Raw genomic sequence first — 19,644 nt, 5'->3', positions numbered from 1 at the left:
CTGCGCGCCCAGAGGGCGGACCCGTGACCATATCCAGCCGATGAACTCTTGGTGACGATCCGCCGGTGTCGAGGGGCGCCCCCGGCACCCGCTCCACCGTGACCTCGGCCCACCTGGCCGATGTGATCTTCCACCGCGACACGCCCGACACAGCATCTGGTGTTTCCTCGTTCGGTCGCGCCCATATATGGTGCTGCTCGCAGCTGGTTCGACTACCGATGCTCGGTAGCCGAGGCAAGAGGGAACCCGGTGCGAATCCGGGACTGCCCCGCAGCGGTGAGTGGGAACGACCGCCGTCAACGAAGCACTGGACCCTCGGGTCCGGGAAGCGACGGCCAGTAGGCACGAGTACGACGCCCGCGAGTCCGAAGACCTGCCAGCGCGCCGCACGCGACGTGTGCGGCGGTCGAAGGCCGCGCGGGACGGCCGACGCCATCAGCCGGACCGTCGGCAGCTGTGCCGAAGGTGCCCGGTGGCGTCCTCCCGCGCGCCGACGACCTCTTGGACAGGCGTGAGGAGGGGGACATGACCGCGACGCGCGAAGAGGTTGTGCCGGACCGGGCGGTGCCGGAGCAGCGCCGGCAGGTGATGCAGGTCCGCAAGCGCAACGGCGACACCGAGCCGGTGGACGTCAACAAGATCGTCAGGGCGGTGGAGCGGTGGGTCGCCGACCTGGGCGAGGTGGATCCGCTCCGGGTGGCGACAAAGACGATCAGCGGTCTCTACGACGGGGCGACCACGGCAGAGCTGGACAAGTTGTCGATCCAGACGGCGGCCGAGCTGATCGGCGAGGAGCCGCAGTACTCGAAGCTCGCCGCCCGGCTGCTGGCCGCGTACGTGGACAAGGAGGTGCGCGGGCAGGGGGTGGCGAGCTTCAGCCAGTCCATCCGGTACGCCCACGGGCTGGGGCTGATCGGGGACGGGACGGCCGCGTTCGTGGCCCGCAACGCCCGCAAGCTCGACGACGCCGTCGACCTGGACGGTGATCGTCGGTTCGAGTACTTCGGCCTGCGTACGGTCGCGGACAGGTATCTGTTGCGGCATCCGGAGTCGCGGCTGGTGGTGGAGACGCCGCAGTACTGGCTGCTGCGGGTCGCCTGCGGGCTGTCGCAGACGCCCGGCGAGGCGATCGACCTCTACCGTCTCATGTCCAGCCTGGCGTACCTGCCGAGTTCGCCGACGCTGTTCAACTCGGGCACCCGGCACACCCAGATGTCGTCGTGTTTCCTGGTCGACTCGCCCCGGGACGAGCTCGACTCGATCTACGAGCGCTACCACCAGGTCGCGAAGCTGTCGAAGTTCTCCGGCGGGATCGGCATCTCCTGGTCCCGGGTCCGTGGTCGCGGCGCGTTGATCCGGGGCACCAACGGGCGGTCGAACGGGATCGTGCCGTTCCTGAAGACCCTCGACGCCGGGGTGGCGGCGGTGAACCAGGGCGGCCGGCGCAAGGGAGCGGCCTGCGTCTATCTGGAGCCGTGGCACCCGGACGTCGAGGAGTTTCTGGAGCTGCGGGACAACACCGGCGAGGACGCCCGGCGCACCCACAATCTCAACCTGGCGAACTGGATCCCGGACGAGTTCATGCGCCGGGTCGAGGCGGACGGCGACTGGTCGCTGATCGACCCGTCCGACGCGCCGGAGCTGCCCGACCTCTTCGGCGAGGCGTTCGACGAGGCGTACCGGGCGGCGGAGAAGAAGGCCGTCCGGACGGTGAAGGCCCGGGACCTGTACGGGCGGATGATGCGCACGCTGGCGCAGACCGGCAACGGATGGATGACGTTCAAGGACGCGTCGAACCGGCTCTCCAACCAGACCGGCTCCCCGGGCAACACGATCCATCTCTCCAACCTCTGCACCGAGATCCTGGAGGTGAACAGCGACGCCGAGACCGCCGTCTGCAACCTGGGGTCGATCAACCTGGGCGCGCACGTCACCGCCGACGGCGTGGACTGGGAGCGGCTGCGGGCCACGGTTCGCACCGCGGTGGTGTTCCTCGACCGGGTGATCGACATCAACTACTACCCGGCGGAGCAGGCGGCGGCGTCGAACCCCCGGTGGCGGCCGGTCGGGCTCGGGTTGATGGGGTTGCAGGACGCGTTCTTCACGCTTCGCCTGCCCTTCGACTCCGCACCGGCCCGGGAGCTGTCGACCCGGGTGCAGGAGGAGATCTTCCTGACCGCGCTGGAGACCTCGGCCGGGCTGGCCGAGCGGTTCGGCCCGCATCCGGCGTACCCCGAGACCCGCGCCGCCCGTGGCGAACTGCACCCGGACCTCTGGGGCGCCGAACCCGCCCAGGTGCAGCGGTGGGCGGCGCTGCGGTCGACGATCGCCGCGCACGGCCTGCGCAACTCGTTGCTCGTGGCGATCGCGCCGACCGCGACGATCGCCTCGATCGCCGGCTGCTACGAGTGCATCGAGCCGCAGGTCTCCAACCTCTTCAAGCGCGAGACCATGTCCGGCGAGTTCCTCCAGATCAACACCTACCTGGTGCGGGAGCTGAAGTCACGAGGGCTGTGGACCGCCGCGATCCGCGAGCAGATCAAGCGGGCCGAGGGCTCCGTACAGGGCATCGCCGACCTCCCCGCCGACGTACGGGAGCTGTTCCGCACCGCGTGGGAGCTGCCGCAGCGGGCCCTGGTCGACCTGGCCGCCGCCCGTGCCCCGTACATCGACCAGTCGCAGTCGCTGAACCTGTTCATGAGCGCGCCGACCCTCGGCAAGCTCTCCTCGATGTACCTGTACGCCTGGAAGTCCGGGCTGAAGACCACCTACTACCTGCGGTCGCGTCCCGCGACCCGGATCCAGCAGGCCACCGTCGCGGTCGCCCCCGTGACGCAGCCGATCGTCGCGGTGAGCGACGACGAGGCGCTGGCCTGCTCCCTGGAAAACCCCGAAAGCTGCGAGGCCTGCCAGTGACCACCACTTCCGAAACCAGCACCAGCCCCAGCAGCGGCACCGTCACCGGCATCGGTGGGCGGCACCTGCTGCTCGACCCGGGCATGGACCTGACCCTGCGGCCGATGCGCTATCCGCAGTTCTTCGACCGGTTCAAGGACGCGATCAAGAACACCTGGACCGTCGAGGAGGTCGACCTGCACTCCGACCTCGCCGACCTGGCCCGGCTCTCCCCGGCGGAGCAGCACCTGGTGTCCCGGCTGGTGGCGTTCTTCGCCACCGGCGACACGATCGTCGCCAACAACCTGGTGCTCAACCTCTATCAGCACGTCAACTCCCCGGAGGGCCGCCTCTATCTCTCCCGGCAGCTCTTCGAGGAGGCGGTGCACGTCCAGTTCTACCTGAACCTGCTGGACACCTACGTTCCGGACGAGAAGGAACGGTTCGAGGCGTTCGCGGCGGTGGAGAACATCCCGTCGATCGCCCGGAAGGCAGAGTTCTGCTTCAGGTGGATCGACTCGGTCTTCGAACTGCGGGAGCTGAAGACCCGCGACGACCGGCGGGCGTTCCTGCTCAACCTGATCTGCTTCGCCGCCTGCATCGAGGGACTCTTCTTCTACGGCGCCTTCGCGTACGTGTACTTCCTGCGCTCCCGGGGGGTGCTGCACGGCCTCGCCTCGGGCACCAACTGGGTGTTCCGGGACGAGTCCATGCACATGGCGTTCGCCTTCGACGTGGTCGACGCCGTACGCGCCGAAGAGCCGGACCTCTTCGACGCCGAGATGGAGCAGCAGGTCAGGGACATGCTGGCCGAGGCGGTGGAATGCGAGGTCCAGTTCGCCGCCGACCTGCTCGAACAGGGGGTCTCCGGCATGTCGCTGGCCGACATGCGCGAATACCTCCAGTACGTCGCCGACCGGCGGCTGGCCATGCTCGGCATCGAGCCGGTGTACGGCAGCCGTAACCCGTTCGCGTTCATGGAGCTACAGGACGTGCAGGAACTGTCGAACTTCTTCGAGCGGCGGGTGTCGGCCTATCAGGTCGGGGTGACCGGCTCGGTCAGCTTCGACGACGATTTCTGATTCGTACGCCGGGCGGCCTGGTGCCGATCCGACCGCCGGACCCGAGGGAAGGACCCTGTGTGATGAGTACCGCATTCGGCCAGAGCACCGTGCTCGGCTACCCGCGCATCGGCGCCAACCGCGAGCTGAAGAAGGCCGTCGAGGCGTACTGGGCCGGCAGCCTCGACGCGGAGGCGCTGGAGAGGACCGCCGCCGGGCTACGGGCCGAGGTCTGGCGGACCCTGGCCAACGCCCGTCTCGACGCCATCCCGTCGAACACCTTCTCCTACTACGACCACGTGCTCGACACCGCCGTCGCGGTCGGCGCGATCCCCGCCCGGTTCGCCCGGCTCGGCCTCTCCGAGCTGGACACCTACTTCGCGATGGCGCGCGGCGTCGACGCCGAGCCGGCGCTGGAGCTGACCAAGTGGTTCGCCACCAACTACCACTACCTGGTGCCGGAGATCGGTCCGGACACCGTCTTCACCGCCAACCCGGCGAAGGCGCTGCGCGAGTTCGCCGAGGCCCGTGACCTGGGGGTCACCACCCGGCCGGTGCTGGTCGGGCCGGCGACGTTCCTGCTGCTGGCCAAGGGCGCCGACCCGTTCGCCCGGCTCGACGACCTGGTCGAGGCGTACGCCGGGATCCTCACCGCGCTGGCCGAGGCGGGCGTGGCGTGGGTGCAGCTCGACGAGCCCGGCTACGTCGCCGACCGCAGCCCGGCCGAGATCGACGCGCTGCGCGGCGCCTACACCCGGCTCGGCGCGCTCGAACGGCGGCCGCGGATCTTCGTGGCCACCTATTTCGGGGAGCTCGGCGACGCCCTGCCGGCTCTGCTGGACACCCCGGTCGAGGCGGTCGGCCTGGACCTGGTCGCCGGGCCGGGCAACCTCGAACGGCTCGCCGCCGCCGGCCCGCTACGCGGCAGGACCATCGTCGCCGGCCTGGTCGACGGCCACAACATCTGGCGTACCGACCTGCGTGCCGCCGTCGCGACCGGGGCGACGGTCAGCGCGCTCGCCGACCACGTCGCGGTCGCCACCTCCTGCTCGCTGCTGCACGTCCCGGTCGACCTCTCCGTCGAGACCCGGCTCGACCCGGACCTGTACGCCCGGCTCGCGTTCGCCCGGCAGAAGGTGGACGAGGTCGTCCTGCTCGGGCGGGCGCTGCGCGACGGGACCGCCCACCTGCCCGAGCCGCTGCCGCCCGTCCCGGCGGCCTGGCGGCACGACGACGTCCGGACCCGGCTCGGCGCGCTCGACCCGGCGGACCGGCAGCGCGGCGACTACCCGGACCGGGCCGCCGCCCAGCAGCGGCGGCTGGGGCTGCCGGAACTGCCGACCACCACGATCGGGTCGTTTCCGCAGACCACCGAGCTGCGCAGGGCCCGCGCCGAGCACCGGGCCGGCCGGCTCGACGACGCCGGCTACGTCCAGCGGATGCGCACCGAGGTCGAACACGTCATCCGGCTCCAGGAACGGCTTGGCCTGGACGTGCTCGTGCACGGCGAACCGGAACGCAACGACATGGTGCAGTACTTCGGCGAACAGCTCGACGGGTTCGCCGCCACCGGGCACGGTTGGGTGCAGTCCTACGGCTCCCGCTGCGTCCGTCCGCCGATCATCTACGGCGACGTGGCCCGCAGGGCGCCGATGACGGTCGACTGGTCCAGCTATGCGCAGTCGCTGACCAGCAAGCCGGTCAAGGGGATGCTCACCGGTCCGGTCACCATCCTGGCCTGGTCGTTCGTCCGCACCGACCAGCCGCTGGCGGACACCGCCGACCAGGTCGCGCTCGCGCTGCGCGACGAGTGCCGCGACCTCGAGGCCGCCGGGATCCGGGTCATCCAGGTCGACGAGCCGGCCCTGCGCGAGACCCTGCCGCTGCGCCGGGCCGACCAGCAGGCGTACCTGGACTGGGCGGTCGGCGCGTTCCGGCTGGCCACCGGCGGCGTCGCCGACGACACCCAGATCCACACCCACCTCTGCTACAGCGAGTTCGGCGAGGTGATCACCGCGATCGACGCCCTCGACGCCGACGTGACCAGCATCGAGGCGTCCCGGTCGAAGATGGAGGTTCTCGACGACCTCGCCGCGATCGGCTACCGCCGGGGCGTCGGCCCCGGGGTGTGGGACATCCACTCGCCGCGGGTACCGTCGCACGACGAGGTGGTCGAGGCGCTGCGGCGGGCGGTCGCCGCCGTCCCGGCCCAGCGGCTCTGGGTCAACCCCGACTGCGGCCTGAAGACCCGCGGCTACCGTGAGGTCGAGGCGTCGCTGCGGCACCTGGTCGCCGCCGCCGCCGAGATCCGCGCAAACTGACGAACCCATGCCGGGCGGGCTTCCCGCAGCGCCCGCCCGGCCCGATCCGGGAGTGACATTGAACGTCGAATCGACCGCCTTCCGTTCCGCGATCGAGGCGGTCCGCGCCGTCGAGCCGCGCATCGCCGACGCGATCGTCAAGGAGCTGGCCGACCAGCGCGAGTCGCTGAAACTGATCGCCAGCGAGAACTACGCCTCGCCGGCCGTGCTGCTGGCGATGGGCAACTGGCTCTCCGACAAGTACGCCGAGGGCACCGTCGGCCGGCGCTTCTACGCCGGCTGCCAGAACGTCGACACCGTCGAGGCGGTCGCCGTCGAGCACGCCAGGGCGCTCTTCGGTGCACCGTACGCCTACGTCCAGCCACACTCCGGCATCGACGCCAACCTGGTCGCCTACTGGGCGGTCCTCGCCGACCGGGTCGAGGTGCCGCACCTGAGGAAGTTCGACAAGCGGCAGGTCAACGACCTCTCCGAGGCCGAGTGGGCCGAGCTGCGGGCGGCGTTCGGCAACCAGCGGATGCTCGGCATGTCGCTCGACGCCGGCGGGCACCTCACCCACGGGTTCCGGCCCAACATCTCCGGCAAGATGTTCGACCAGCGCAGCTACGGCGTCGACCCAACCACCGGCCAGATCGACTACACGGCGCTGCGGGAGGCCGCCCGCGAGTTCAGGCCGCTGGTGATCGTGGGCGGCTACTCGGCGTACCCCCGGAAGGTGAACTTCGCGGCGATGCGGGAGATCGCCGACGAGGTCGGCGCGACCTTCATGGTTGACATGGCCCACTTCGCCGGCCTGGTCGCCGGCAGGGTCTTCACCGGTGACTTCGACCCGGTCGCACACGCCCACATCGTCACCACCACCACGCACAAGAGCCTGCGCGGCCCGCGCGGCGGCGCGGTCCTGGCCCAGCCGGAGCTGGCCGACCAGGTCGACCGCGGCTGCCCGATGGTGCTCGGCGGCCCGCTCAGCCACGTCATGGCGGCCAAGGCGATCGCCTTTGCCGAGGCCCGCCGGCCGGAGTTCGCCACGTACGCCCAGCAGATCGTCGCCAACAGCCAGGCCCTCGCCGACGGGCTGCTGCGGCGCGGCGTCCGGCTGGTCAGCGGCGGCACCGACAACCACCTGGTGCTGATCGACGTGCACCCGTTCGGACTCACCGGCCGACAGGCCGAGCAGGCACTGCTGGACAGCGGCGTGGTCACCAACCGCAACGCCATCCCGCAGGACCCGAACGGCGCCTGGTACACCTCCGGCATCCGGGTCGGTACTCCGGCCCTGACCAGTCGCGGCCTCGGCGTCGTCGAGATGGACCAGATCGCCGACCTGATCCACACCGTGCTGGGCAACACCGGCCCGGCGGAGGGTTCCAAGGCGAAGTACCGGCTCGACCCGGCCCTGGCGGACCGGGTGAGCAAGCAGGCCACGGAGCTGTTGGCGCCGTTCCCGCTCTATCCCGGCGTCGACCTCGGCTGATCGCCTGTCGACCGGGAGATGGGCAACCAGCCGGATGACGGCTGCTACGGCGTCGGCCGAGCCCTGGAGCAGGCTGGTCAGGATGGCTGCCGTGCGGCGTGAGTCTCGACGAGCCCGTCGACGCCGCGCAGGAAGGTCTCGCAGATCAGTACGGGGTCGAAGAGGCAACCGGCCGCCATGGCGCCGTCGCGAAGCATGACGAAGTGTTGCGCGGCGGCCTCGGCCCCGGTCTTCTCGATGCGCGCCATCAAGGCGCTGATCGTGTCGAGGAACCACTGTCGATGGGCGAGGACGGCTCCGTGTACGGGGTGGTCGGAATCGGGATACTCGGCCACGGCGTTCAGGAAGGCGCATCCGCGGAAGCCGGGGGACCGGATGCTCCGGGCGATCCCCGCCGCGACGGCCCGGACGGTGTCCGTCGCCGGTAGGCCGGCGGCGATGGCCCCGTCCACCTGGTCGCGGATGGCCTGGTCGGCCGCCTGTAGATAGGCGAGGACGAGATCTTCCTTGCCGGGGAAGTGGCGGTAGAACGTGGCCCGGGTCACCTTGGCCTCGGCGATGATGCGGTCGACGCCGACCGAGTGGATCCCCTCCGCATAGAAGATCCCGGTCGCGGTGGTGAGCAGCCGTCGTCGTGCCTCGGAGGGTCGGCTCTCGGACGGCCGGGTCTCAATGTCGCTCGGGGCCATGAACCCATGCTAGCGACAGAACGTTCGGTCTTGACGGGTCGAGGTGGAGTCGGCATCATAGAGACAGAACGTTCGTTCTACTGTTTGCCGTGGCGCTGGATCGCGCTCCGGTAACCATCGAAAGGATCGCGATGACCACCACTGCCACCCCCGGTGTCTCGACGACGGCGGCCACCCTGCGGCGGCTGTACTTCGTCCGCTTCGGTTTTGCCATCGCCTGGGCCCTCCTCGCGTTCACCACCGCGACGCACCTCGGCCCGCTCGCCGTCACGCTGCTCGTGATCTATCCGCTCTTCGACGTGGCCGCCGCCATCGTCGACGCCCGCGCGTCGCGCACCACCGGGTCGCCTACCCTGCTGTACGCCAACGTCGCGGTAAGCCTGCTCGCCGCCGTCGGCGTGGCCGTCGCCGCCGCGTCCGGCATCCCGGCGGTCCTGCGCGTCTGGGGTGCCTGGGCGGTCGTGGCCGGGCTGATCCAGCTGATCGTCGGCGTCACCCGACGCAGGATGGGTGGCCAGTGGCCCATGATCATCAGCGGTGGCATCTCCGTGCTCGCCGGCGGGTCGTTCATCGCAACTGCCTCCGCGGACAACCCGGCGCTGACCAACGCGATCGGTTACGCCATCCCCGGCGCCATCTTCTTCCTCATCTCGGCCCTGCGACTCGGCCGGACGGCGAAGAAGAACTGACGGTCGCGCGACGCAGGGCGCCGAGCGGCGATCCGGTTGCCCTGGTTGTTCGCTCCGACCAACGCTCCATGAATTTTTCGTCAGGACCGACAAACACCTGAGCTGGCCTCCGCTTCTACGATCGCGATATGACGACGATCACAGAGGTCCAGGGCATCCTGGAGGCTCGTGTTCCGGAACTGCTCCGCCAATACCGGATAGCGGGCGCGGCCTGGGGGATCCTGCACGACGGTCAGATCGTCGACGGTGCCACAGGTCTGCTGAGCACCGCCACCGGGGTCGAGGCGACGCCAGACTCGCTATTCCAGATCGGCTCCATCACCAAGCTCTGGACGAGCACCCTCGTGCTGCAACTGGCCGACGAGGGCAAGGTCGACCTCGACGCGCCGGTCCGGACGTACCTGCCGGAGTTCCGGATCGGCGACGAGGCGGCCGGCGAGGACATCACGACCCGCCAGCTGCTGAACCACACGGCGGGCTTCGAGGGCGACATCTTCACCGACACCGGTGTCGGCGACGACTGCCTGGCCAAATACGTCGCCACCCTGCACGACGTGCCGCAGCTCTTCACGCCCGGCGAGCAGTTCTCCTACAACAACGCCGGATACTGCGTGCTCGGCCGGCTCGTCGAGGTGCTGCGCGGAATCCCGTACGACGACTGCCTGCGTCGCCACCTGATCGAGCCGCTCGGCCTGACCCACGCGGCGACCGGGCCGTACGAGGCGATCCTGCACCGGGTCGCGGTCGGCCACCTGGAGACGGAGCCCGGCGCCGGCCCGCGCCCGGCGCCGGTCTGGGCGCTCGCCCGGTCCAACGCGCCGGCCGGTGCCATGCTGGCGATGCGCCCCCGCGACCTGCTCGGCTTCGCCCGGATGCACCTCGAGGACGGTCGGTCCGTCGACGGCACGCCTGTGCTGGCGCCGGGCACCCCGGCCCGGATGCGGCAGCGCGAGGTGAGCCTGCCCGATCTGGGGCTGATGGGCACCTCCTGGGGGCTGGGCTTCGAACGCTTCGACACCCCGGCCGGCACGCTGGTCGGGCACGACGGCAACACCATCGGGCAGGCCGCCTTCCTGCGCCTGGCCGTCGAGGACGGGCTCGCCGTGACGCTGATGACCAACGGCGGCGATGCGATGTCGCTCTACCGCGACGTCTTCCACCTCGTGCTGAACGAGCTCGGCAGGGTCGCGCTGCCCGACCTGCCGCGGCCGCCCGACAACCCGCAGCCGGTGGACGCGCGGCGGTTCGTCGGGACGTACACGTCGCAGGTGGCCGACCTGACGGTCAGCCAGGACGAGGACGGCCGGATCTGGATCGAGCAGACGCCCAAGGGCGACATCGCCGAGCTCGTGGGGCAGGCGTCCCGCCGGGAGCTCGTGCAGTACCGCGGCGACAGCCTCATTCCGCTGGAGCCGGAGCACGGCATCCACGCACCGCACGCGTTCGTCGGCGACGACGGCGCGGGCCGCGCCCGGTTCCTGCACGTCGGCCGGGCCGTCCGCCGGGCGGACGCCACGGCCCCGCCCGCCTGAGCCGGGCCCACCACGCTCATCCCCGTCGAGCCGGCAGGCTGGAAGAGGTTTCGTCAATGAAACTCATAACTGGTACGAGAATCGTCGGTACCGCAGGGATCTGCGCGTCGCTGGCGCTGGCCGGCTGCGGCGACGGAGGCGGCGGCACGGGTCAGCAGTCGCAGGGGCAGGTGGTGGACGGCGGCACCTTCACGATGGCGCTCACCGCCGACCCGGGGAACCTCGACCCGCAGTCCTCGGCCGCCACGGCACTGTTCACCGTCACCCAGCTCGGGTACGACACGCTGGTCAGCGTCGACTCGAAGAGCGGCGACATCAGGCCGCAGCTCGCGGAGAAATGGAGCGCGCAGGGCACCGACGTGACACTCACCCTGCGCAAGGGCATCACCTGCGCCGACGGCACCCCCATGACGGCGAGGGTGGTCAGCGACAACCTCGGCTACGTCGGTGACCCGGAGAACAAGAGCCCGTTCCTCGGCACCTTCCTGCCGGCCGGAGCCACCGCCACCGGCGACGATGCCGCCGGCACCGTGACCCTGAAGCTGGCCGCCCCGGCGCCGTTCGTGCTGAACGGGCTGGCGAGCCTGCCGATGGTCTGCCCCGGCGGAATGGCCGACCGCACGACCCTGGCGAGGGGCACCTCGGGCACCGGGCCGTACACCCTGACCGAAGCCGTGCCCGGAGACCACTACACGTACGCGATCCGCGAGGGTTACGACTGGGGACCGGACGGCGCGACGACCGCGACCCCCGGCATGCCCGACACCGTCGTGATCAGGATCGTGGAAAACCCCGCCACCGCGGCGAACCTGCTGCTCTCCGGCGAACTGAACGCCGCGCAGGTCACCGGGCCCGACGCCGAACGGCTGGAGAAGGCCGGCCTCTTCGCGGCGCGCACCACGGCGGTGCTCGGCGAGCAGTGGTACAACCAGGCCGAGGGGCACGCCACCGCCGACCCGGCCGTCCGGATGGCCCTCACCCAGGCGCTCGACCTCGCGGAGCTGCGGACCGTGCTCTCGGCCGGCAAGGGCACGCCGCCGACGACGCTCGCCGCGATCGAGCCGGTCGCCTGTCCCGGCGGGCAACTCGGCGACGCGCTGCCGGCCCACGACGCGGCCGCGGCCACCGAGGCGCTCAAGAAGATCGCCGGCAGGCCGCTGGTCTTCGCGTACCCGACAAACGTGGGGAGCGCCGGCACGGCCGCCGCCGAACTCGCGATACAGCAGTGGAAGGCCGCCGGGATCGAGGTCACGGCCAAGCCGCAGAGCGCGGACGTGATGAACCAGACCCTCTTCGGCACCGGTGACTGGGACATCGCCTGGGCGCCGATAAACGTCAACAGCCCGGACCAGCTCGTGCCGTTCCTCTCCGGGCCGACCGTGCCCGACGGCACCAACTTCGCCGGGATCGGCAACAGCGAGTACGACGCGGCCGTGAAGCAGGCCAGCGCGGTGGACGGCGTCGCCGGCTGCGCCAGTTGGCTTGCGGCCGAGACCGCGCTGGTGAAGGCCGCCGACGTGGTGCCGTTCGCGAACCAGCAGGTGCCGACGTTCGGCGTCAAGGCCCGGTTCGAGACACCCGGCCAGCTCATTCCGACGAGCATCCGGATGCTCGACCGATGACCACCGACCGGCTCGGCACGCGGCGGATCGGCAGGGTCGCCGCATCCGTCCGGCCGCGGCCGGCGGTGCAGGGGGAGGGGGAGGGACCGGCGGCCGTACCGCCGCCGGTCCTCCGGCTCGTCGGCAGCGCATGGTTCCGGTTCGCGCTGCGCCGGGCCGCCCGGCTCCTGGTCTCGCTCTGGGTGCTGGTCACCGCCGCGTTCCTGATGATCCATCTGGTCCCCGGGGACCCGGTCCGCTCCGCGCTCGGCCCCACCGCTCCGGCGGCGCTGGTGGCGGAGCGCCGTGCGGCGTTGGGCCTGGACGACCCGCTGCTCACCCAGTACGCCGCGTACCTGAAGGGCCTCTTCGCCGGGGACCTCGGGACGTCGATCCTGACCCGGCTGCCGGTGACCGAGGTCGTCGGTCAGCGCCTGCCGGCCACGCTGACGCTGGCCACGCTCGCCTTCCTCGCCGCGGCCGCGCTCGCCCTACCGGTCGGGGTGCTGATGGGCGTGCTCACCCGGCGGGGTCGCGGCCGGCGCACCGAGGTGGCCTTCACCACCGGCAGCGTCGTGCTCGGCGCGATTCCGGACTTCCTCCTCGGCGTCGGCCTGGTGTACCTGCTCGGTGTCACGCTGCAGTGGTTGCCGGTGGCCGGCAACGCCACCGCAGCCGGCTACGTGCTGCCTGTGCTCTCCCTCGCCGTGGGGCCGGCCGCGATCCTCGCCCGCATCCTGCGGGTGGAGATGGTGAGCGTGCTGGACGCCGACTACCTGCGCACGGCGCGCGCCAAGCGCCTGCCGGTCCGCTCCCTCTACCTCGGCCACGCCCTGCCCAACGCCGCCACGGCCGCGCTGACGCTCTCGGGCCTCATCCTCGGCTCTATGGTCGCGGGCACCGTTCTGGTCGAGAACGTCTTCGCCTGGCCCGGCCTCGGCACCACGATCGTGCGGTCGATCCTCAGCAAGGACTACCCGCTGGTGCAGGCCATCGTGCTCATCTACGGCCTGGGCGTGCTGCTGATCAACACCGCCGTCGACGTCGCCCTCGCGCTGCTCGACCCCCGGTCCATGATCCGGGAGGGCTGAGGTGAACCTCCACGCCGGACACCGCTGGCTCCGCGTGCTGCGTACCCCGACGGGTCGCACCGCGGCCGGGCTGGTCCTGGTGGTCCTGGTGATCGCCGTGGTCGGTCCGGCGCCGTGGAGCGGGCGGGCGAACGCCGTCGACACCACCAACATCCTCGCCGGACCGTCCGCCGAGCACTGGGCCGGCACCGACAACCTGGGCCGGGACATCGCGTTCCGGGTGCTCGAGGCGACCCGGCTCTCGGTCGGTCTCGCGCTCGCTGCCACCGCCATCACCGTGCTGGCGGGGCTCCTGCTCGGGACCGCGCCGTGGCTGCTCGGCCGGCGTGCCGGTCGGCTCGTGTCGGGTGCCGTGCAGATCGCGATCGCCTTTCCCGGCCTGCTGCTCGCGCTCTTCTTCGCGGTGATCTTCGGGGTCGGCGCGACCGGGGCGGCGTTCGCCATCGGGCTGGCCGGGGCGCCGATGTTCGCCCGGCTGGTGCAGACCCTGGTCGCCGGTGTCGCGGCCCGCGACTTCGTCGCCGCCGCCCGGGTCGCCGGTGTCGGTCGCTTCCGCATCCTGCTGCGCCACCTGTTGCCGAACATCGCCGAGCCGCTCGTGGTCAACGCGACAATCGGTGCCGGCGGCGCGCTGCTCGCCTTCGCCGGCCTCTCCTTCCTCGGTCTCGGCGTGCAGTCCCCCGAGTACGACTGGGGTCGGCTGCTCTACGACGGCATCGGCGTGCTCTACATCAACCCGGCCGCCGCGATCGCTCCGGCGTTGGCCGTGCTGGTCGCCGGCCTGGCGCTCAACCTGCTCGGCGAGGCGGTGGCCAAGGGCTTCGGGATGGACGCCCTGGTCGGCCTCCCCGTCCCGGCCGGTTCGCCCACCGACCCGGCCTCGAAACGGGCGGCGGCCGGCAACGCCCGTTCCGAGGCCGAGGAGCCGGCCGGCGGGTCCGCCGGTGAGCCCGCCGACGATGTGGTGCTCGACGTCCGCGACCTCACCGTCAGTTTCCCCGGCGCCGACCGACCGGTGCGGCCGGTACGAGGGGTGACGCTCACGATCCACCGCGGCGAGGCGGTCGGCGTGGTCGGCGAGTCCGGCTCCGGCAAGTCGCTCACCGCCCTCGCCGTCTCCCGGCTGACCGACGCGGCGGGTCGGGTCGACGCGGAGCGCCTGCACCTGCTCGGCGCCGACCTGCGGGCACCCGACTCCGCCGGGCAACGCCGCCGGCTCGGCAGCTCGCTCGCGATGGTGTTCCAGGACCCGGCCAGCTCGTTCAACCCGACCCAGCGGATCGGCCGCCAGCTCGCCGAGGTCTCGCGGCACCACCACGGGCGCAACCGCCGCGAGGCGTTCGCCCGGGCGGTCGACCGGCTGCGCGCCGTGCGCATCACCGACCCCGAGCGCCGGGCCCGGCAGTACCCGCACGAGTTCTCCGGCGGCATGCGGCAACGCGCGATGATCGGCATGGGGCTGATGGGCACCCCGGCGCTCATCGTCGCCGACGAGCCGACCACCGCCCTGGACGTCACCGTCCAGCGGCAGGTGTTGGACCTGCTGACCGCGATCCGGGCCGCCGACGACGTCGCACTGCTGCTGATCAGCCACGATGTCGCGGTGGTCAGCGAGGTCTGCGACCGGGTACTGGTGATGTACGCCGGGCGCATCGTCGAGGACCTGCCCACCGAGCGGCTGACCGGTGAGGCGCTGCACCCGTACACCCGGGCGCTGACCGGCGCCGTACCCCGGATGGACTCCCCGCTGGACCGGCCGCTGCCGGTGATCCCCGGGCGTCCCGTGGACCCGGCAGAGCTGCCCGAGGGGTGTGCGTACGCGGCCCGGTGCCCGCTGGCCACGCAGCGCTGCCGGGACGAGGACCCGCCCCTGCGACGGCATCCGTCCGGACACCGGGTGGCGTGCTGGCACGCCCGTCCGGCGGCGCCCGACGACGAGCGGAAGACCCGGGAGGCGCCCTCGGCGGGGGAGGCGTCACCGCCCTCGGCGGCGCAGGCGTCACGGAATTCGACGGTGCAGGCGCCGTCGGCCTCTGCGGTGGAGACATCATGAGCGACCTGACCTTCGAGGAGGTGACCGTCCGCTATGGACGAATGACGGCGGTGGACGGTGTCAGCCTGCGGGTGCCCGCCGGTCGCGTGCTGGGGCTGGTGGGCGAGTCCGGCTCGGGCAAGTCCACACTGGCCCGCGCCGCCGTCGGCCTGGTGCCGGTGGCCGGTGGCCGGATCCTGCTCGACGGCCGGCCGGTTCCGGCGCGCGGCAGGTGCCGGCCGGTGCAGATGGTCTTCCAGGACCCCTACTCCTCGCTCGACCCACGCATGACGATCGGCGAGACCGTCGCCGAGGCGATGCCACCGGGATCGTCGCGTGCGCAACGCCGCGCCGAGGTGGCCCGGCTGCTGGAACTCGTACACCTCGATCCGGCCCGAGCGGTCGCGTATCCCGGGCAGCTCTCCGGCGGGCAGCGGCAGCGCGTCGCGCTCGCCCGGGCCATCGCCGGCCGGCCCCGGGTGGTGATCGCCGACGAGATCACCTCCGCGCTGGACGTGTCGATCCAGGGCGCCATCCTCAACCTGGTCCGGGAACTGCAGCGCGAACTCGGGCTCTCCATCCTGTTCATCTCGCACAACCTGGCCGTGGTCCGGTACGTCGCCGACAGCGTGGCGATCATGCTGCGCGGCCGCGTCGTGGAGCAGGGTCCCGCCGAGCGGGTGCTGACCGCGCCCTCCCACGAGTACACCCGGGCACTGCTCGACGCGGTCCCCGGTCACCGCCTCACCACCTGGAGCAACACGTGACGGAGCAACGCGTGACCCGACGGCTGCGCATCGACGACCTCCTCGTCCTGGCCGTGCCCGCCGAACCGGCCCTCGCGCCGGACGGCTCACACGTCGCGTACGTGCTGCGCACGCAGAACGGGGCGGCGGACCGTACCGTCCGCGAGCTGTGGGTGGTGCCCACCGGTGGCGGCAGCGCCCGCCGGCTGACCGCCGGCCCGGACGACACGTCGCCGGTGTGGAGCCCGGACGGCAGTCGGCTGGCGTTCCTGCGCGGTGGCCAGGTCGCGGTGGCCCCGATGGACGGCGGCGAACCGCAGGTGCTCACCGACCTGCCGCTGCCGGCCGGCACGCCGGCGTGGAGCCCGGACGGCAGCAGGCTCGCGTTCGCCGCTCCCGTCGATCCGGACGGCGGTGCGCGGGGCGCGGCGGCGCCGCTGGTCAGCAACGGGCTGGACTACCAGGCTGACGGCGCCGGCCTGGTCGGCGCGGTACGGCGGCAACTGCACATGCTCGACGTCGGCACCCGGCGGTGCCGGGTGCTCACCGACGGACCGCACGACGCCGGCGCACCGGTCTGGTCGCCGGACGGCACGGAGCTGGCCTTCGTGCGTGCCGTGGGCGACGACAGCGACCTGAGTCTCCGCGCGGAGGTGCACCTGCTGGCCGTCGACGACCGCGACGGTGCCGGAGGCGTGCCCGGTGCCCGGGACGGTGGCGGTGCGTCCGGTGCCCGGGACGGCGGCGGTGCGTCCGGTGCCCGGGACGGTGGCGGTGCGTCCGGTGCCCGGGACGGTGGCGGTGCGTCCGGTGCTGGCATGGCGCGGAGGGTCGGGCCGGCCGGCGGCGTCGCCCGCACCGTGGGCTTCACCGCCGACGGCTCCGCCCTGCTCGTGGTGGGCTGGACGGGAGACCCCGTGGGGCACGCCCGGCTGCTGCGGGTGCCGCTCGACGGCGGCGAGCCGGCGGACCTCACCGGCACGCTGGACCGCAACGTCATGCCGGGGGCCGTGGCGTATCCGGGCGGGCCGCCCCAGGAGCACGACGGGCGGGTGCTCTTCTGCCTCCGCGACCAGGGCTGCTCGCACCTGTGGTCGGTGGCGGCCGACGGCACCGACCCGCGCCCGGTCCTGGCCGGCGCGGGCCGGGTCGTCGACGGCCTCTCGGTCGGGTCGGGCCGGGCGGTGGTGGTGCTCGGTACCCCGGACTCGTTCGGCGAGGTCGCCGTCGTGGAGTTGGCCACCGGCACCGAGCGGGTGCTGACCGGGCACGGTCGCACGCTCGCCGATGTCGAACTCTTCGCCCGGCAGGAGCGCAGCTTCCCGATCTCCGACGGCCACAGCGTGCAGGGCTGGCTGATCCGCGACGGCGAGGCCGCAGGACCCCGACCGCTGCTGCTGGACATCCACGGCGGGCCGCACAACGCGTGGAACGGCGCCGCCGACGAGGTCCACCTGTACCACCAGGAACTCGCCAGGCGTGGCTGGGTCGTGCTGATCGTCAACCCGCGCGGCAGCGACGGGTACGGCGAGGCCACGTACGACGCCGTCAACGGGGCCTGGGGAGTCGCCGACGCCCCCGACCTGCTCGAACCGATCGACGCCCTGGTCGCCGAGGGAATCGCCGACCCGAACCGGCTCGCCGTCACCGGGTACAGCTACGGCGGCTACCTGACCTGCTGGCTGACCGGGCACGACGACCGGTTCGCGGCGGCCGTCGCGGGCGGCACCGTGGCCGACCTGGTCAGCATGGCCGGCACCTGCGACGACGGCCAGTTCCTCAGCGCGTACGAGCTGGGCGGCCCGCCCTGGCAGGACCCGGAGCGCTACGCCGGGATGTCGCCGCTCACCCGGGTCGCCGACGTGCACACCCCCACGCTGCTGCTGCACGGCGCCGACGACCTCACCTGCCCGGTCGGCCAGGCACAGCAGTGGCACACGGCGCTGCGGCAGCGCGGCGTGCCGACCCGGCTGGTGCTCTATCCGCACGCCTCGCACGTCTTCGTCCTGACCGGGCCGCCGTCGCAGCGGATCGACTACAACCGGCGCGTCGTGGACTGGGTCGAGCAGCACACCCGGCGCGGGGGCCGCCCGCCGGTCGACGCGGCGTACTGGCAGCGGCGCCTCGCGCAGTTGGCCGAGCGGCACGGCGTGCCCGGCGCCCAGCTCGGCATCCTGCGGCTGGCCACCGAGCCGGGCGACGAGGACGAACTGGTCGAGGTCTGCACCGGTGTGCTGGACACCGCCTCGGGCCGACCGGTGACGCCCCGCGCGCTGTTCCAGATCGGCTCGATCACCAAGGTCTGGACCGCGACCGTGATCATGCAGCTCGCCGACGAGGGACGGTTGAAGCTCGACGCCCCGGTCCTCGACGTGCTGCCCGAGCTGCGGCTCGCCGACCCGGACGTGGCGGCCCGGGTCACCACCCGGCATCTGCTCACGCACACCAGCGGCATCGACGGCGACGTCTTCACCGACACCGGGCGCGGCGACGACTGCCTGCGCCGCTACGTGGAGCTGCTCGCCGAGCAGACCCAGAACCACCCGCTCGGCGCGACCTGGTCCTACTGCAACGCCGGCTACACGGTGCTCGGCCGGATGATCGAGGAGATCACCGGGCAGAGCTGGGACGAGGCCGTCCGGGAGCGGTTGTGCACCCCGCTCGGCCTGACCGCCACGGCAACCCTGCCGGAGGAGGTGCTGCTGCACCCGGCGGCGTCCGGCCACGTCGAGCACGAGGGTGACCTCGTCGCGGCGCCGGTGTGGCACCTGCCCCGCTCGCTCGGCCCGGCCGGCGTGATCAGCGCGAACGCGGCCGACGTGCTGGCCTTCGCCCGGATGCACCTGACCGGCGGCCTCGGGCCCGACGGCGCCCGGGTGCTCGGCACCGAGTCGGCGGCGGCGATGGCCGCGCACCACGCCGAGCTGCCAGACAAGCTGTCCCTCGGCGACTCGTGGGGCCTCGGCTGGATCCGCTTCGGCTGGGACGGACACCGGCTGGTCGGGCACGACGGCAACACCATCGGGCAGGCCGCGTTCCTGCGGCTGCTGCCCGAGCAGGGCCTGGCGATCACGCTGCTGACCAACAGGGAGAGCGCCCGGGACCTGCACCAGGACCTCTTCGCCGAGCTCTTCGCCGAACTCGCGGGGGTGCGGATGCCGGCACCGGTCACTCCGCCGGCCGAACCGGTGCCGGTCGACATCACCCCGTACGTCGGCACGTACGAGCGCGCGTCGGTGCGGATCGAGGTGCTGGCCGGCGACGCCGACGAGACCGGTGGCGGTGCCGGTGCCGGCGGTTCCGGCCCCCGGATGCGGACCACGCTCACCGGACCGCTGGCCGCGCTCGTCCCGGATCCGGTCGAGGTGCAGCCGCTGGTCCCGGTCGGCCCCGGCCTGTTCCTCACCACACCCGCGCACCGGACCACCTGGTATCCGGTCACCTTCTACGAGCTGGCGACCGGGGAACGGTACGTGCACTTCGGCGCCCGGGCCACCCCGAGGGTGGACTGAG

Annotated in this window: 12 protein-coding genes and 1 riboswitch; of the genes, 11 read left to right on the top strand and 1 reads right to left on the bottom strand. The window is 72.1% G+C overall.

What is annotated here, in order from left to right:
- Nucleotides 1–187 precede the first annotated feature (187 nt).
- Nucleotides 188–395: riboswitch (cobalamin riboswitch) on the top strand.
- Between the two features lie 130 nt (nt 396–525).
- The 4 genes from ACN28C_RS32485 (at nt 526) to ACN28C_RS32470 (ending at nt 7,751) form a co-directional block, all read left to right on the top strand.
- A complete protein-coding gene (locus tag ACN28C_RS32485; protein WP_422771296.1) occupies nt 526–2,916 on the top strand; it encodes a ribonucleoside-diphosphate reductase subunit alpha in 2,391 nt (796 codons plus the stop codon).
- Entirely contained in the window at nt 2,913–3,977 is a 1,065-nt protein-coding gene (locus ACN28C_RS32480; RefSeq protein ID WP_422771295.1) for a ribonucleotide-diphosphate reductase subunit beta, read from the top strand. Before ACN28C_RS32485 ends, ACN28C_RS32480 begins: the two co-directional genes overlap by 4 nt.
- Before the next feature lie 62 nt (nt 3,978–4,039).
- On the top strand, nt 4,040–6,277 hold the full coding sequence (gene metE / locus ACN28C_RS32475) for a 5-methyltetrahydropteroyltriglutamate--homocysteine S-methyltransferase (RefSeq protein WP_422771294.1): 2,238 nt from the start codon (nt 4,040–4,042) through the stop codon (nt 6,275–6,277).
- 52 nt (nt 6,278–6,329) lie between these two features.
- Nucleotides 6,330–7,751, top strand: coding sequence for a glycine hydroxymethyltransferase (locus ACN28C_RS32470; RefSeq protein WP_422771293.1), 1,422 nt, complete (start codon nt 6,330–6,332; stop codon nt 7,749–7,751).
- Nucleotides 7,752–7,828: 77 nt separating this feature from the next.
- Here the strand turns inward: ACN28C_RS32470 and ACN28C_RS32465 are convergent, their stop codons facing one another.
- A complete protein-coding gene (locus ACN28C_RS32465; RefSeq protein ID WP_422771292.1) occupies nt 7,829–8,440 on the bottom strand; it encodes a TetR/AcrR family transcriptional regulator in 612 nt (203 codons plus the stop codon).
- Between the two features lie 131 nt (nt 8,441–8,571).
- On the opposite strand from ACN28C_RS32465, the gene ACN28C_RS32460 reads away from it, so the two are divergent.
- The 7 genes from ACN28C_RS32460 (at nt 8,572) to ACN28C_RS32430 (ending at nt 19,643) form a co-directional block, all read left to right on the top strand.
- Complete coding sequence (locus tag ACN28C_RS32460) at nt 8,572–9,129, top strand: hypothetical protein (RefSeq protein WP_422771291.1); 558 nt, start codon at nt 8,572–8,574, stop codon at nt 9,127–9,129.
- A 128-nt stretch (nt 9,130–9,257) separates the two neighbouring features.
- On the top strand, nt 9,258–10,661 hold the full coding sequence (locus ACN28C_RS32455) for a serine hydrolase domain-containing protein (RefSeq protein WP_422771290.1): 1,404 nt from the start codon (nt 9,258–9,260) through the stop codon (nt 10,659–10,661).
- Between the two features lie 56 nt (nt 10,662–10,717).
- Complete coding sequence (locus tag ACN28C_RS32450) at nt 10,718–12,283, top strand: ABC transporter substrate-binding protein (RefSeq protein ID WP_422771289.1); 1,566 nt, start codon at nt 10,718–10,720, stop codon at nt 12,281–12,283.
- Nucleotides 12,280–13,353: an ABC transporter permease gene (locus ACN28C_RS32445; protein WP_422771288.1), complete on the top strand. Its 1,074-nt coding sequence runs from the start codon at nt 12,280–12,282 to the stop codon at nt 13,351–13,353. The genes ACN28C_RS32450 and ACN28C_RS32445 overlap by 4 nt, the downstream gene beginning before the upstream one ends.
- A gap of 1 nt (nt 13,354) precedes the next feature.
- Nucleotides 13,355–15,406 (top strand): dipeptide/oligopeptide/nickel ABC transporter permease/ATP-binding protein, encoded by a 2,052-nt coding sequence (locus ACN28C_RS32440; RefSeq protein ID WP_422771287.1) that lies wholly within the window; start codon nt 13,355–13,357, stop codon nt 15,404–15,406.
- Complete coding sequence (locus ACN28C_RS32435) at nt 15,403–16,152, top strand: ABC transporter ATP-binding protein (protein ID WP_422771286.1); 750 nt, start codon at nt 15,403–15,405, stop codon at nt 16,150–16,152. The genes ACN28C_RS32440 and ACN28C_RS32435 overlap by 4 nt, the downstream gene beginning before the upstream one ends.
- Entirely contained in the window at nt 16,149–19,643 is a 3,495-nt protein-coding gene (locus ACN28C_RS32430; RefSeq protein ID WP_422771285.1) for a serine hydrolase, read from the top strand. Before ACN28C_RS32435 ends, ACN28C_RS32430 begins: the two co-directional genes overlap by 4 nt.
- Nucleotide 19,644: the final 1 nt, after the last annotated feature.

Source organism: Plantactinospora sp. WMMC1484 (assembly GCF_049315195.1).
GTDB lineage: Bacteria > Actinomycetota > Actinomycetes > Mycobacteriales > Micromonosporaceae > Plantactinospora.
Note: the sequence above shows the minus strand (reverse complement) of the source record. Positions and strands in the feature narration are given on the sequence as shown.